General features: G+C 56.4%; 13 protein-coding genes. 3 read left to right on the forward strand and 10 right to left on the reverse strand.

Annotated elements, in window-relative coordinates:
• Positions 1-9 precede the first annotated feature (9 nt).
• The 3 genes from CPH65_RS01820 to CPH65_RS01830 are packed head-to-tail and all read right to left on the reverse strand — an operon-like array spanning position 10 to position 2,980.
• The gene (locus CPH65_RS01820) at positions 10-1,185 is read right to left on the reverse strand and encodes a glycoside hydrolase family 88 protein (protein WP_096171883.1); all 1,176 of its coding nucleotides are present in this window, start codon (positions 1,183-1,185) and stop codon (positions 10-12) included.
• 4 nt (positions 1,186-1,189) lie between these two features.
• Entirely contained in the window at positions 1,190-2,026 is an 837-nt protein-coding gene (locus CPH65_RS01825; protein ID WP_096171884.1) for a carbohydrate ABC transporter permease, read from the reverse strand.
• A 12-nt stretch (positions 2,027-2,038) separates the two neighbouring features.
• Positions 2,039-2,980, reverse strand: a complete 942-nt coding sequence (locus CPH65_RS01830) for a carbohydrate ABC transporter permease (RefSeq protein ID WP_096171885.1) — start codon at positions 2,978-2,980, stop codon at positions 2,039-2,041.
• 277 nt (positions 2,981-3,257) lie between these two features.
• Here CPH65_RS01830 and CPH65_RS01835 point away from each other — a divergent pair, with 277 nt between their 5' ends.
• From CPH65_RS01835 to CPH65_RS01845, 3 genes are all read left to right on the forward strand, one after another.
• A complete protein-coding gene (locus tag CPH65_RS01835; RefSeq protein WP_096171886.1) occupies positions 3,258-5,057 on the forward strand; it encodes a heparinase II/III family protein in 1,800 nt (599 codons plus the stop codon).
• Positions 5,058-5,074: 17 nt separating this feature from the next.
• The gene (locus tag CPH65_RS01840; RefSeq protein WP_096176165.1) at positions 5,075-5,869 is read left to right on the forward strand and encodes a carbohydrate-binding protein; all 795 of its coding nucleotides are present in this window, start codon (positions 5,075-5,077) and stop codon (positions 5,867-5,869) included.
• A 129-nt stretch (positions 5,870-5,998) separates the two neighbouring features.
• Positions 5,999-6,781, forward strand: a complete 783-nt coding sequence (locus tag CPH65_RS01845) for a FadR/GntR family transcriptional regulator (RefSeq protein WP_244574509.1) — start codon at positions 5,999-6,001, stop codon at positions 6,779-6,781.
• Positions 6,782-7,012: 231 nt separating this feature from the next.
• Here the strand turns inward: CPH65_RS01845 and CPH65_RS01850 are convergent, their stop codons facing one another.
• From CPH65_RS01850 to CPH65_RS01880, 7 genes are all read right to left on the reverse strand, one after another.
• A complete protein-coding gene (locus CPH65_RS01850) occupies positions 7,013-8,140 on the reverse strand; it encodes a RuBisCO large subunit C-terminal-like domain-containing protein (RefSeq protein WP_096171887.1) in 1,128 nt (375 codons plus the stop codon).
• On the reverse strand, positions 8,140-9,144 hold the full coding sequence (locus CPH65_RS01855; protein WP_096171888.1) for a transketolase family protein: 1,005 nt from the start codon (positions 9,142-9,144) through the stop codon (positions 8,140-8,142). Before CPH65_RS01855 ends, CPH65_RS01850 begins: the two co-directional genes overlap by 1 nt.
• 10 nt (positions 9,145-9,154) lie before the next feature.
• A complete protein-coding gene (locus CPH65_RS01860; RefSeq protein ID WP_096171889.1) occupies positions 9,155-10,081 on the reverse strand; it encodes a transketolase in 927 nt (308 codons plus the stop codon).
• Positions 10,082-10,190: 109 nt separating this feature from the next.
• Positions 10,191-10,631 (reverse strand): RbsD/FucU family protein, encoded by a 441-nt coding sequence (locus CPH65_RS01865; protein ID WP_157747452.1) that lies wholly within the window; start codon positions 10,629-10,631, stop codon positions 10,191-10,193.
• Between the two features lie 71 nt (positions 10,632-10,702).
• Complete coding sequence (locus CPH65_RS01870; protein ID WP_096171891.1) at positions 10,703-11,755, reverse strand: substrate-binding domain-containing protein; 1,053 nt, start codon at positions 11,753-11,755, stop codon at positions 10,703-10,705.
• 133 nt (positions 11,756-11,888) lie between these two features.
• Positions 11,889-12,905 (reverse strand): ABC transporter permease, encoded by a 1,017-nt coding sequence (locus tag CPH65_RS01875; RefSeq protein WP_096171892.1) that lies wholly within the window; start codon positions 12,903-12,905, stop codon positions 11,889-11,891.
• Between the two features lie 3 nt (positions 12,906-12,908).
• Positions 12,909-14,423, reverse strand: coding sequence for a sugar ABC transporter ATP-binding protein (locus tag CPH65_RS01880; protein ID WP_096171893.1), 1,515 nt, complete (start codon positions 14,421-14,423; stop codon positions 12,909-12,911).
• Positions 14,424-14,474: the final 51 nt, after the last annotated feature.

Consider the following 14,474-nt stretch of genomic DNA (forward strand, 5'->3'; position numbering starts at 1 on the left):
TCATCCTGCTCACCAGTAGGAGGACCAATTTCGGGACAAGCGGGTCAACGCTTCGAGATAGTAATAGTCACCCCATGAGACACACTCATCGACACCTTCAGGCGTGCATGTGTTGTGTGGCGATTTCTTCGAGTAGGTGCCATGCAGCACCAGCCCGTTGGAAACGGACGGATCCTTGACTGCGTAAGTCTGATAGAGGCTGCCGACAAACCGGCGCGCCAACAATCGATAGTCTTGAGCTTCCGGGCCACCGACAAGGTCGGCCATCTCCAGAAGCCCGCAGGCGACAATCGCAGCTGAGGAAGAGTCGCGCGGTTCCTCTGCACCATCCGTGAAGATCATGTCCCAATAGGGCACCATGTCAGACGGCAACCGCTTGAGGAAGAATCCCAGAAGATGATCGAATGTCTGCCGATAGTCTTCTCTCCTGTCATAGCGATAGGAAAGCGCCATGCCGTAAACGCCCCAGGCCTGTCCGCGCGCCCAATCACTGTCATCCTTGTAGCCCTGACAGGTCTCCCCTCTTACCGGCTCCCCTGTTTCGGGATCCATGAAGAAGGTGTGATAGGTCGAATGGTCCGGACGGATCGAATGAGCCAGCGTCGTGGCTGCATGAATGCGGGCAATATCAGCATATTTGCTGTCTCCGGTCTCAGCGCTTGCCCAATAGAGCAGCGGCAGGTTCAAGAGACAGTCAATGATGTAGCGGTAATTCTCAGGTGCGCCCATTTGCCCCCAGGCCTGAATGAACCGGCCAACAGAATGGTAACGGGAGATGAGCTGTTCCGCAGCGAGGATGGCCGCTTTCCGGCCATCTTCATCACCGACAAGTTTCCATGCCGCAACGCATGTCGGGCTATAGAGGAAGCCCATGTCATGGTGATCGACCTCGATCTTGTTCTCGATGCGATGAAGAAAGCTCTGCACCTGAATCTGGGCCGCATGACGGAAGACTTCGTTGCCAGACCATTCATAGGCGAGCCAAACCTCCCCGGGCCAGAAACCACAGGTCCATTGGGTATTGTCACAAGCAGGATAAAACCGATCGACACTGGAATGGTTCTGCATGGAATAGGTATAGTCCGGCAGGTTGCGCAAGACCTGTGCAACCGCTTTATCACCAGCCGCCTTCACGTCTGCATCGCTTATGGGCGCAACGTCAAAATCCTGTTTGAAATCGATCATGAGGTCAGCCTTTCACTCCGGAGCTTGCAACCCCTTCAACGAAAAACCGCTGCAAGGCCAGAAACACCAGAAGAACCGGAATGATCGACACCACCGAAGCGGCCATGATCAGCCCATATTCCGCAGAATATTGCGAAATGAACATTCTAAGGCCAATCTGGATCGTCTTCAGCTCGGTCTTGGTCAGATAGATCATGGGGCCAAGGAAGTCGTTCCACGCAAACACGAAGGTGAAGATCGTCAGGGTCGACAGCGCCGGTTTGGATAGCGGTAGCATGATGGACCACCAGATCTGATACTCACTCATGCCATCAACACGCGCCGCCTCGCACAATTCATCCGGCACGGACATATAGAATTGTCGCATGAGGAACACACCAAAGGCTGTGAAGGCCTGTAGGCAGATCAGAGCCCAGTGGGAATTGTAAAGCCCGATCTCGCGCATGAAGAGGAACTGCGGCACCATATAGACCTGCCATGGCATGGCGATGGTTGCGATATAGCCAAGGAACAACAGATCCCGGTACGGGAACTTCAGTTTTGCAAAGGCATAGGCTGCAAAGCTGGACGTGAAGAGCTGCAGCAGCGTCACGATTATGGTGATTTTCGCCGTGTTGAAGACGAATGTAAGCATCGGGATCTTGGTCCAGATGTCCACATAGTTCTGCCAACGCGGATGCGGCGGAATCCAGTCGATCGGAAATTCGAACACCTCACGGTTCAGTTTCAGCGACGCAGACATCATCCAGACAAATGGCAACAGCATCAGGATGGTAACACCGATCACCAGCAGATAGATCAGGATCGTGTCGCGTTTGGCTTTCTTACCGAAGAGTCTCATGACGCCGCCCTCCTAATCCATGTTTCTCGAGTAGCGGAACTGGACCAGCGTCACCAGAAGGACCAGCGCAAACAGAACCAGCGCCACCATGCTGGAGTATCCAAGATCCCACGAAATGAAGGCTTCGTTGTAGATGTGATAGACCAGCACGAGGGTTGAGGTGCCCGGCCCGCCTTGCGTGATCATGTAGACCTGATCGAACACCTTGAACGAGTTGATGGTCAGCATCACCGAGACAAAGAAGGTCGTCGGCATCAACTGGGGTACGGTCACGTTCCAGAATTTCTGCCAGTTATTGGCGCCATCCAGATCCGCAGCCTCATAAAGCTCGCGGTTTACACCCTGAAGGCCTGCCAGATAGATGATCATGAAATAGCCAGCCTGCTTCCAGATGCCGAACAGGATAACCGTCACCATGGCCCAGTCCTTGTCAGCAGCCCAACCGGGAAGATTGGAAGGATCAACACCGGACATATAGAGCAGCATGTTGACCGGACCCATTTCCGGGTTGAACAGCATGTTCCAGACCACCGCCGTCGCGACCAACGATGCAACATAGGGAAAGAACATGGCGGCACGGAAGAACTCTCGCCCAAAAATCTTCTTGTTGAGCAGAATTGCCAGACCGAGGGAGCAAGCCATCGTCAAGGGCACTGAAAAGACCGTATAGATGATGGTATTCCAGAAGGCCGCAATGAAAGCCTTGTCCGTGAACAGCTTGAAGAAATTGTCGAGCCCGGCAAATTCAATCGGGTTCGATCCGTCCCAATGCATAAAGGCCAGCGCAAACGCAAACAGGATCGGCCCCAGCGTGAAAACCGCGAAGCCGAGAAAGTTGGGTGCAATGAATGAATAGGCCACAAGATAGGAACGGATTTTTTGCTGCCTTTTGCTCAAAACCCGCCGCTTCTTACGCCCTGACGCCCCATTGAGCTTCAAGTCGCTAACCGACACTTATTCCTCCCACGTGAGATCGCCGAGGATCCCTCACTCCTTCTTTGCGGCAGCCGGAGATACCCTGCGCCAGCAAACTCCCATTGCGACCATCCTAAGCCGAAAAAAGTCATAATACAAGTGGGAATATTTTGGCAAATTTCCTTCCAAATCGCCCAAACATATAGTATAAGTTACATCAATCGATGATGAATTCTGCGAAGAGGCGTCCCTCGGAAGTCCCGTTTCAGGCCGAAAGACCCATTTCAGCCAGAACCGTCTCGACGCGGAGGAACCGATGTTTAGCGAATGCCTGAAAGCGCTGCCTGAGACATTTCAGGCCTTCAATCCCGCATGGCCCCTTTCCGGTGCTGAAAGCATTCGGGATCTCCCTCTCCCATACCGGCAAAAGCTTGCGCAGCGCGCGCAGGACTGTCTTGATGACTGGCCTGTCCTGACTGCCAGCCAATACATGGACTTCACCCGCAACGGCAACCGGGCCCGCTTTGAAGCGGGCTATATGCAGCGCCGCCGCATGATCTGCGCCTTCGCCATGGCCGATCTCGCAAGTGGCACGGATGACTATCTGGATCATATCATTGATGGCGCGCTTTTGCTGTGTGAGGAAAGCGGCTGGCAACTGCCTGCTCACAACACTTATGTGCGCGACACAGCCTGCCTGCCCCTCCCCGATCCAAACCGACCCGTTGTCGATCTGTTTGCCGCGGAAACCGGCGCTCTGCTGGCGTTACTCCTTGCGCTTTTGGGCGAAAAATTCAGGAGCGTAAGCCCACAAATCAATGGCCGCATTACGGCGGAGCTGAACAAACGCATCATCACGCCCTACCTGACCGAGCATTTCTGGTGGATGGGCAACGGTGATGAGCCCATGTGCAACTGGACGGCATGGTGCACCCAGAATGTGCTCCTCACTGCCTTTTTGCTCCCCCTTGATCAGCAGACACGCCGAACGATCGTGGAAAAGGCCGCCTATAGCCTCGACTGTTTCCTCAAGGATTATGGTCAGGACGGGGCTTGCGAGGAAGGCATCCTCTATTATCGCCATGCAGGCTTGTGCCTTTTCAACGCGCTCAATGTTCTTTGTCAGGTCGCACCTGATTGTTTCACCCCGCTCTGGCAGGAAGAGAAGATCCGCAACATCGCCGAATTCGCCATGCACATGCATGTGAGCGACGACCGCTACTTCAATTTCGCTGACTCGTCGGCCAAGGCCGGGTATTGCGGCGCGCGAGAGTATCTGTTCGGCAAGGCGGTCGCCTCCGGTGCTCTCGCAAGTTTCGCGCTGCAAAACTGGCAGCAGGATCCGGAGCCGGATCTACCCGAAGAAATCAACCTCTTCTATCGCTTTCAGACCGCCTGCGCATTGGTAAGCCTCAACGACTTCATGGCAGAAAAGACGGACAAACTGGCGATTCCAGATCATTTCTACCCAAGCATCGGTCTGCTCACGGCAAGGGACAACCGCTTCGTGCTGGCCGTCAAGGCCGGGGATAATGGCGACAGTCATAACCACAATGATGTCGGCAGCTTCATTCTCTACAAGAACGACCAGCCCTTTCTCATCGATCTGGGCGTCGAGAGCTATACGGCCAAGACCTTTTCGGCGCGCCGTTACGAGATCTGGACCATGCAGTCCGGCTACCACAATCTGCCCTCTTTTGACGGCGTGGAGCAGCAGGACGGCGAGCGCTTCGCCGCGCGTGATGTGACTGTCGATTTTTCTAGGGACCACGCCAAAATCGTCATGGAGTTGGCGGGTGCCTACCCGGAAGAGGCAGGGCTCAAGCAGTACCGCCGTGACGTCCATTTCGCGAAAGGCGGCCCCATCACGATCATCGATCACCACCGAGGAACCAAGGCCGCCACGCTGTCTCTGATGCTGGCATCCGAGCCAGAGGTTACCGACCGACAGGTGACAATCCCCGGATTGGGAACCATCGCGATCGAAGGAGCTGACAGGGCTGTTCTGGAAACACTTGCTATTGACGACCCATGGTTGCGCGCGGCCTGGCCGGCCACTCTTTATCGGCTGCTTCTGCCTCTCAACAGCGCAACCTTGCGTCTCACCATCGAATGAACAATGGGGACGAACCTTTGACTATCACCCTATCCGTACAGGACAAGGACGGCAACGAGAAGGCCCGGGCAACCGGCTTTGCAAGCGTTTGCCTTGTTTACGAACAAGCCTATCAGGAGGGTGATCTTCTGAAGGTGGAGACGGACGAGACCGGCGTTTTTCTTGACGTCACTCTTGACGAAAGCCTGCCGCCGGCGACGCTCTTCTTCAAGGAAAACAGCCTGCTGTTCCCGCTCCCTTCGGGCGAAAGGAGCGAATCCTATGCGCCAGCCGCTTTCAAGGGCGACACCCATCGCCTGATGGCCCGAACGGTCCCGGCAACCACCGTGGGTGGTTTGCGCAATCTGAGCCTGAATCCCTATGATCACGAGAGCAACCATTCGGTTTTTCCGCACGCGACCGCCAATGTCGTGACCCGCGGCGAAGCGGCGTTTGCCGCAAGGAGCGCCATTGACGGCGAAATTGCCAACGACAATCACGGCTTCTGGCCCTACACAAGTTGGGGCATAAATCAGGATCCGGAGGCAGCACTTGTCCTGCACTTTGGTCGGACGGTTCTGGTTAGCAGGATCGTCATTTTCCTGCGAGCCGACTTCCCGCATGATGCCTGGTGGCAATCGGCCCGTCTCACGATGAGCGACGGATGGTCGACCATTGCAGACCTAACGAAATCGGGAGAAGGTCAAGTCATTGAGTTCGAACCGCGTTTGACGCAATCCCTGATGTTTGATCAGCTCATCAAGGCGGACGATCCATCCCCCTTTCCTGCCCTGACGCAATTGGAAGCCTGGGGGTGCGAGGTCGACACCTAAAACAAGGCCAACCAGCGCAATCTATTCAGTTGTTGCATTTTATCCTATCTTGTCATACAAGTTAGATTATAAATCAGCTACCCCCAGCACTTCTGACAATCCCTGCGCAGCTTTAAGCAGACAAATCCGATGACCGACAACATGACCCAGGCAGAGATGATTGCCAGCCCGGCGAGAGACAAAGGCACCCTCGTCTTGCGTGTGAGCGATGCCATTCGCAATGATATCCTGCAGGGAAGTTATGCGATGGGAGACAAGTTGCCGAGTGAAGCCCAGCTGACTCGGGCCTTTGGTGTCTCCCGCACCGTCATCCGCGAAGCGATTGCCGCCCTGCGCTCCGATGGTCTTGTTGAAGCGCGGCAAGGGGCTGGGGTCTTCGTGCTGGATCCGATCAATTTCACATTCCAGCGCAACCGCATGAATGTGGACAAGGACCGTGTTTTCTCGTCACTGGAAGTGCTTGAAGCCCGCACGCCGCTGGAAATCGAAGCGGCAGGCCTTGCGGCCCTACGCCGGTCTCCCGCTCAGGAAGAAGAAATCTTCGAAAAGCATGCCGCTCTCATCGGTTGCGCCAATGATGGCCAGCATTGGAGTGAAGCGGATATCGCGCTGCACATTGCCATCGCCAAGGCAACCAACAATCCGCTGTTTGCGACCTTTCTGGAGATGCAGGGCAACGCTGCCATTCCGCAAACCGGTCAGGAAAAGCAGCTTCAGGACGAGGACGAGGTTGCCTATCGCAATCTGCTGATCAAAGAGCATGAGCGGATCGTGATGGCCATTTCCAACAGAGATGAAACCGAGGCCCGCGAAGCCATGCGGGATCATCTCAAGGGCAGTCAGGAACGACATCGCAGCCTGTTGCGCAACGAGCGCATGCGCGTCGTGGCAAAGCTCCGCGGCGACAGCTGATCCGGCGCATGCGCGTCGTGGCTAAACTCCGCGGCGACAGCTGATCCGGTTATGGCGCACAATCGTCTGGTCATAAGATAGAGACGCAACGCGGCCACTCGCACCGCAAATGCCCTCCCCCTTGAACGCCCTGAGACGTTTCAGAACGCATCAGCTTGTCATTGGGATACAGACATAAAGAAACCGCCGCCCGTTGGGCGACGGTTTTGTTGGTTAAAAAGACAGCCCTGATCAGCTGTCGAGAGCGGTGCGCATCTGGTGGATGGCATCGCCGATCTTGTCGCCGAAGCGCAGCAGGCTGCCGCCCAGCAAATAGACGCAATCCTCGCCATAGAGCTTTTTCATATCGCCCAGTCGATCAAGGCTCATGCCGCCACCCGGACTTGGCAGGATCGAGCGGCCCAGCCCGTCTTCACTGTGGCAACGGGAGACGATCTCTTCGCATTCTCCAATCGAGAAGCCGAACCGGCCCCCGTGATTGGGAAAGACCGAAATATCCGCACCGGCCAACCGCATCAAATCGCCAAACAGCATGCCGTGACCATAGCCGAACTCGGGCGAGAGGACATAAGGCCCCAGATGGGATGGATGAGCCATGATTGGCAGTTTGAAATCGGGATCCTGCGCAAGGCGATTGATGGCATCAAAGCCGAGCAAACCGGGAATGAGCAAAACCCCGTGAGCGCCAGCTTCTTGCGCGTAGAGAGCAAGCTCGCGCACCTGATCCCCATGGCCGCCGATATTGGGCAGATAGAGGGATTTGGTGGTTTCGCCTGCATCGCCCCGTTCAGCGTTGGACCGATTGACCGCATCGGCACACAGCTTCACACGCTCACGGAAGGGTGCGGCATCCTGATTGGCAAGCCCGTGATCTTCCTTGACGATATCCGCACCGGCTCGCGCTGTCAGATAGCACAGCTTGGCCAGCTGCTCCGCCGAGGAGCCTTGGGGTTTGATCACCGGACAGACATAGCCGCCGGTTTTCCGTCCCGTCAGTTGGCGCAGGCCTTCCCGGCCATATTGTGCACCGGGGAACCGTGCCTTGATATCCTCATTGGGCGTGAAGGCAATGGCCTTCACCCCTTTGAGAATGGAGGCATTGCCCAGCACCACATTGAGCAGTTGGGGCAATTCGCGCCCGACCGCATCAATATGGTAGCTGATGCGACCAAGCCACGTCGTTTCGGTTTCTGGTGTGACCGATTCAACGCGACCCAGAACGACATCTTCGATGTAGCCGCTTGGTACAACATCGCGGGGGATTTCGACCGTATCCTCAAGCGCGATATTGGCCGCCCGCCCTTCCGCGTCTGCCTGATCGTCGGCAAACAGGCGATAGGTTACCTCGAACCGCTCCATCAAAGCGCCTCCGCTTTTACCAGCGAATGCACGTCTTCGACGCGCGCAGCATCAAGATCTTCTTCCGAGATGCCAAAGCTCTGGCCCATCAGATCCTCGACACCCCTGACCATCGCCAGAGCATCAAGCCCGTAAAAGCGCATCAGATAAGGCCGCGAACCGCCATGGGCATAGGTGTCTTTGAGGCCGAGACGGATCAACCGTTTGCCAACGCCCGCATCCGCCATGGTTTCGGCCACCAGTGAGCCGATGCCGCCTTCGGTGACATGGTTCTCCAGCGTGATGACGCCATGTTTCACCGAACCGATATGATCGAGCAAGGCTTTATGATCGAACGGCTTGATGGTGTGAAGGTGCAAATGGCGGATGGAAAGACCTGCCTTGGCAAGCGCCGAGCGTGCCCGCATGGCTTCCTCGGTGCAAATGCCCGCCGTGACGACAAGGATATCATCGCCTTTGGACAACTCGCGCATTTCGCCCACCTTGATGGGGGTATCAAACAGGCGGGGAACAGCCCCACGCAACACCCGGCACCAGACCGGACCGTCGATGCTATCAGCGGCTTCGCAGATGGTTTCCACCTCTGTCGCGTCGCCTGTCTCCAAAATGGTCATATTGGGGATGGAGCGCATGACCGAGATATCCTCGATGGACTGATGGGTCATCCCGCCCGGCGTGGTCACACCGGGAAGAAAGCCCATCAGTCGCACCTTTCTGCGGGGGTAGGCAATGGAGGCCATCAACTGGTCATAGGGGCGGCGATACATGAAGACGCCGAAGGTGTGAATGAAGGGGCGGAACCCGGCCAGACCCAGACCACCGGCAAAGCTGAGCATATTCTGCTCGGCCATACCCATGGAGATAAACTGGTCCGGATGCCGATCCCGGAAACCATCCACCTCGCATGAGGAGGTCAGGTCTGCTGACAGACACAGAATGTCGGGATTGCCCGCCGCGTATTTTTCGAAGGCCGTCGCATAGGGACGACTTACCATTTCAACCATTGTGACCTCCTTAGTGGGCGTAATCGATGGGATCGATGCCAAGGTCGGCAGCAATCGAGACATTGAAACGGGCCCGCTCGTCTTCGCTCTTGAAGCGGACATAGTGCAGGCGCGGGAAACGCTCTTCCAAAATCTTCATGGAATGGAAGGGCGAGGTGCGAGCCATGATGATGAGCGGTTTGCCTTCATGAGGTTCTTCAGCAGCCTGCCGCATGGCATCCAGGTCATGACCGTCGATCTCGACACAGACCGCGCCGAAGTCGATCAGTTTGCGGCGGATGTCGCCCACTTCCATGACCGAGGACATGGCGCCGTCGCATTGCTGTTCATTGACATCCATGATGGCGCACAGATTGTCGATGCCGTGGAACTGTGCCGCTTGCACCGCTTCCCATGTCTGGCCTTCCTCGACTTCACCATCGGACATGAAGACCCATGTCTTGCCCGTTTCGCCGCGCATTTTGCGGCCATAGGCAAGCCCTGCACCGGTGGACAGGCCAATGCCCAGCGTACCGTTGTGCACTTCCATTCCCGGGGAATGCTCCGCGCCGATCATCTCGACAGAGGAGCCGTCCTGGTTGAACATCTTCAGCCCTTCTTCATCCATACGCCCCACCTCGATGAGGGTAGCGTAAGCAACGAGCGCATAATGGGCTGGCGCGATGAAGAGACGATCAAACTCCGGTGTCGCCGGGCCGTTATAGCCTGCGCCCGTATGGTAATCGGGGTTGTCAGCAGACGGTACGCCGGCAAAAGGTTTCGGGATGGCTGGAAGCGTTGGGGCCCCCAGATTGAGCTGTTCGTTATAGAGCCACGCAAGCTGTTCGGCGGCGGAGCAGGCCTGAGAGAGATAGCCGCCATTGTTGCGGATCGAATGCTCGAACACCCGTCTGCGGATGCCCAGCGCGACCTCTGCGGTCGTCTTTTCGTTGCGCATAGATAAACCTCTTCTTGTCGCGGCTGAGATAATCAGGCGCGGGGAAAATGTCGTGGGGGAGAAAGATTGAACGCAAGGCTCGTTCTGAAACGCGATCTGATGATGCGGATCAGACGACACCCTTGCGCAGAATGAAGCAGCCGTAAGGTCGGGTTTCAGCGGTTCTCACAACGGCAAAGGTGGTCTTTGCATGGGCATAGAAGGCTTGCCGTTCGATACTGCCCAGAACACCATCGTCCGGCAGGCGTGGGGTAAGCACATCCCAGACATGTTGATGCACCTCGCCCACCGTATCCGGCTCGCCATCGATCTCCATGCGCAGGGCGCAGTAGTCGGTGAACCCGTCCAAAGGCATGAGGCTGGTGATCAGGGCGGCAGCGGCGGGACAATCCAGACCGGGCAGGTCAAGAACCTCAGGCACCACACAATGATGGGCGATGGACTCTGCGGGGAAATTTGCGTCTGCAATCACGATTTCGTCGCCATGCCCCATCCGCGCCAAACAGTGCAGAAGGGCGGGGGTCATGGATTTGTCAATTCCTATCAGCATGGTCTGCATCCCTCGTTGTGAGATCCCGACCCCGGATCGCGAATGATCCGGGGTGGGGTGTTTAGTTGCGATCAATCACGATTGGGCAAAGGCATCCAATCGGGAACAGATACATCAGCGTGAGCAAACTGCGGCATTTTCCTGCCCAGTTCATCCATATTCTTGATGTCGTTTTCCAACAGGAATTCCTGGGTGATCAGGGTTGGCGGAACAACAACTTCCTTGCCCGGATTTTCGCCGGCCAGCATCATGGCCAAGGTACGGACACAAACCTCACCCACAACCGAAGGGTTGGTGGCAACGGTTGCTGCCCATGCGGAATCCGGCTCGCGCATCGCAGAGATATCAGCGGTGGAGACGTCTGCGGAATAGATCTTGATGTCCTGATTGAGGCCAGCTTCGTCAACGGCAATTTTTACGCCTTTGGCAAAGGCATCATAAGGGGCAAACATGACCGTGATGTCAGGATATCCCTGCAGAATGGAGCGGGCCTGGTTGGCAACCGAGTTGGCAATCGGATTGTCCATGGTGCCGAACATCGCCGCTTCCTTGATGCCAGGATTGGCTTTCTTGGCATCTGTCCATGCAACATCACGACGATCTAGCGGAGCGATACCGGGAACATACACATAGCCAGCGACAAACTCGTTGCCGTTGTCCTTGATGGCCTGTTCCAGAGCCAGTTTGCCAAGCATATAGTCGGACTGCTCGATCTGCGGGATTTTTTCATTCTGCACGTCGACATCAAAGGCAACAACCTTGATACCGGCTTCAACGGCCCGCTGAGCCGCGTCGCTCATGGCTTCGGTCAAGCCGTGCTGGATGATGATGCCATCAACACCCAATGCAATGGCCTGATCGACCATGTCTGCCTGAAGAGCGGCGTCCTGACGGCTGTCAAAGATGCGCAGATCCACGCCGATCGCTTCTGCCTGCTTTTCTGCGCCAGACAGATAGGCCTGGAAGAAGTCGCCGGTAGAGAGATAGCGAACCAGCGCGATGGTGACATCACCGGGCTTGTCCAATGGAGCTGGCATATCGGCTGCAAAAGCAGGCTGGAAGCCGAAGCTTCCCACTGCGACCGTTGTGGCCAGAGCCAGTTTCATAAAGGTACGTCTCAGCATTGTGTATCCTCCCAGATGAATGAGACTTTTTCTAAATCCTGCCAACTTAAAGGGATCTCGTGTTGGCTGGATTGTGACGGAGTGAGCTGTGATCTTATGCCGATTGTTTATTCATGACATAAGCGCACGAGCTCTAGGCTTTTCCTCCCGATCCGCGGCGGGAAGAGAGATAGAACGTAAAGACCAGCGCGATCACGAGCACGGCGCCCTTCACGAAGTCCTGTGTGTAGTAGGGGGCATTGAGCATGGTCATGCCCTGCAGAAGGATGCCTACGAACAAGGCGCCAACGGCGGTACCGAAGGCATTGGGGCGGGCAGCACCCAGCACGGCAAAGCCGATGAGGGCGGCGGCCACGCTGTCGAGCAGCAGATTGTTGCCCGATGCGATATCGCCGCGACCAAGGCGTGCCGCCAGCAGAATGCCGCCAACTGATGCCATGACACCCGAAATCATGTAGGCGATGATTTTGTATTTGTTGACCGGGGTTCCCACCAAGGCTGCAGCCCGTTCATTGGAGCCGATGGCATACATCAGACGACCATGACGCGTGAGGGCAAGGAACACCCAGATACCAAGGGCAATCGCAAGGAAGATCAGCACCGGAACAGGAAGCAGATTGTCCATGACCAGATCAAAGCGATGACGACCGATCCACAGGAACGCCCGCGAGAAGGTGCCTTCAGCCTGTGATCCGTCGGCCAGCGACATGCCTGTGGCGATGGAATTGCCCTGTGTCGGAATACGCTGCAAGCCGATCAGCAGGAACATCATGCCAAGGGTAGCCAACAGATCGGGCACCTTGAACTTGACGATCAAAATGCCGTTCACGAAGCCGACCAATGCGCCCATGATCAGGCAGAGCAGCACGGCAACAAAGGCCGATTGTTCCCAAATGACCATGGAATAGGCCGAGAGCATGAGGGCCGAGGTCGCTGTCGAGCCGATCGAGAGATCAAAGCCGTCAACGACCAAGGTGCAGGTGACGCCAAGCGCCAGAATGCCGGTGATCGCAACCGATTGCAGAATAAACACCGCAGAGCGCGGCGAGGCAAATCCGCTGGACGCCACACTGAAGTAGATAACCAGACCCACCAACAGGATCAGAAACCCGTATTTGATGGCAAAATTGATGACTTTATCGTTATCCATGATTCACACTGCCACTTGTTCTGTTGTGGACTGGCCGGAGACTTGCGAGACCAGCGCCGTCAGATCGATATTCAGATTTTTGTGCTCGCCGTTGATCGCGCCTTCATGCAGCACAAGAATGCGGTCCGCGATCTCCAGCGCTTCGTCAATTTCGGCAACAAACACGATCGTTGCGCGCCCTTTGGCGGTGGCGCGGATGTGACGGCCAATGTCGCGCCGTGCTCCGATATCAACCCCCTGGAAGGGTTCATCCAGAAGCAGAACGCGGGACGGCTCAATAAGCCAGCGGCCAATCATCACCTTTTGCTGGTTGCCACCCGAAAGCGTGTTGATGCCGTCTTCATTGGACTGACAGACCACACCAATCTGTCCGATCATGCTGTCGGCTGCGCCGCGCTGGGCGCGCGGGCTCAGAAGGGAGAGTTTGCAGAAAGACCCGAGAAACGGCAGCGTCATGTTGTTGGCGATGTCGAATTCGGGAATGACGGCATTGGCCGCCCTGTCCTTTGGCGACATATAGACGCCGCTCTTGACCGCCGTCTTGGCGTCTTTTGGCGCATAGCGCTTGCCATCAAGGATCATGCTGCCGGTGGGGGATTTCGACAGCCCGAAGATGATCTCGCTGAGCCGCGATTTCCCGCTGCCCAAAAGGCCCGTGACGGCCACCACTTCGCCGTCGCCAACGCTCATGTTGACCTTTTGCGCACCCTCGATGAGCGAAATGTCCTTGAGCTCGAGGATGGGGGCTTTGGCCGCAACGGGCTCGATATCCGCGTCCGTCATCTGGCGACCGAGCATGGCCGTAACCGCGCCTTCATAATCCAGCGCCGGACCTTCGAAAAGACCGGAGATTTTGCCATCCCGCATGCAGATGATCCGGTCGGCGATGCGCCGGATATCAGACATGCGGTGGGAGATATAAAGGATCGCAACACCCTGATCCCGCAACCGGTCGATGAGGGAGAACAGACGGTCCGCTTCAGCCGCAGAAAGCGATGAGGTGGGCTCGTCCAAAATAAGCAATTTGGGGGCCCTTGCCATGGCGCGGGCAATGGCAATCATCTGCCTGTCCGCCACGCCAAGATCTGCGACGCGAGTGCTGACATCCATGGACAACCCCATGCTTGCAGCGATGGCGCTTGCTTCCTTGCGCATGGCGCGATCCCGCACCAGCAAAGGCGCGTCCGACCGGGCCAGCCGGTCCAGAAGCAGATTGTTGGCAACATCCAGATCCGGAATGACACCATCATCAATGGACTGATGGACCGTGACCACACCTTGTGTGATGGCGTCTGCGGAATCGTTTGGTTGATAGGGTTTGTTGTCCAGCAAAAGCTCACCTTCGTCGGCCGAATAATAGCCGCAGATGACTTTCACCAGAGTTGATTTACCCGCTCCGTTCGCTCCCATGAGAACGGTGACCGAGCCGGGATAGAGTTTCAGATCCAGACCACGCAAGACCCGGTTCTGACCGAACGCCTTGCAAAGCCCAGAAACTCTAAGCACTGCTTCACTCAATTTTTCCTCCCTACGCCGACATGCGGCGAGTTTCAAGGGTGATTATTCACA

The organism is Cohaesibacter sp. ES.047, assembly GCF_900215505.1.
In the GTDB taxonomy this organism is placed as follows: domain Bacteria; phylum Pseudomonadota; class Alphaproteobacteria; order Rhizobiales; family Cohaesibacteraceae; genus Cohaesibacter.

What these genes read in the sequence shown, in the direction of transcription:
- CPH65_RS01820 (WP_096171883.1), bottom strand. Translation starts at nt 1,185, where the DNA reads ATGATCGATTTCAAACAGGATTTTGACGTTGCGCCCATAAGCGATGCA.
- CPH65_RS01825 (WP_096171884.1), bottom strand. Translation starts at nt 2,026, where the DNA reads ATGAGACTCTTCGGTAAGAAAGCCAAACGCGACACGATCCTGATCTAT.
- CPH65_RS01835 (WP_096171886.1), top strand. Translation starts at nt 3,258, where the DNA reads ATGTTTAGCGAATGCCTGAAAGCGCTGCCTGAGACATTTCAGGCCTTC.
- CPH65_RS01845 (WP_244574509.1), top strand. Translation starts at nt 5,999, where the DNA reads ATGACCGACAACATGACCCAGGCAGAGATGATTGCCAGCCCGGCGAGA.
- CPH65_RS01850 (WP_096171887.1), bottom strand. Translation starts at nt 8,140, where the DNA reads ATGGAGCGGTTCGAGGTAACCTATCGCCTGTTTGCCGACGATCAGGCA.
- CPH65_RS01855 (WP_096171888.1), bottom strand. Translation starts at nt 9,144, where the DNA reads ATGGTTGAAATGGTAAGTCGTCCCTATGCGACGGCCTTCGAAAAATAC.
- CPH65_RS01860 (WP_096171889.1), bottom strand. Translation starts at nt 10,081, where the DNA reads ATGCGCAACGAAAAGACGACCGCAGAGGTCGCGCTGGGCATCCGCAGA.
- CPH65_RS01865 (WP_157747452.1), bottom strand. Translation starts at nt 10,631, where the DNA reads ATGCTGATAGGAATTGACAAATCCATGACCCCCGCCCTTCTGCACTGT.
- CPH65_RS01870 (WP_096171891.1), bottom strand. Translation starts at nt 11,755, where the DNA reads ATGCTGAGACGTACCTTTATGAAACTGGCTCTGGCCACAACGGTCGCA.
- CPH65_RS01875 (WP_096171892.1), bottom strand. Translation starts at nt 12,905, where the DNA reads ATGGATAACGATAAAGTCATCAATTTTGCCATCAAATACGGGTTTCTG.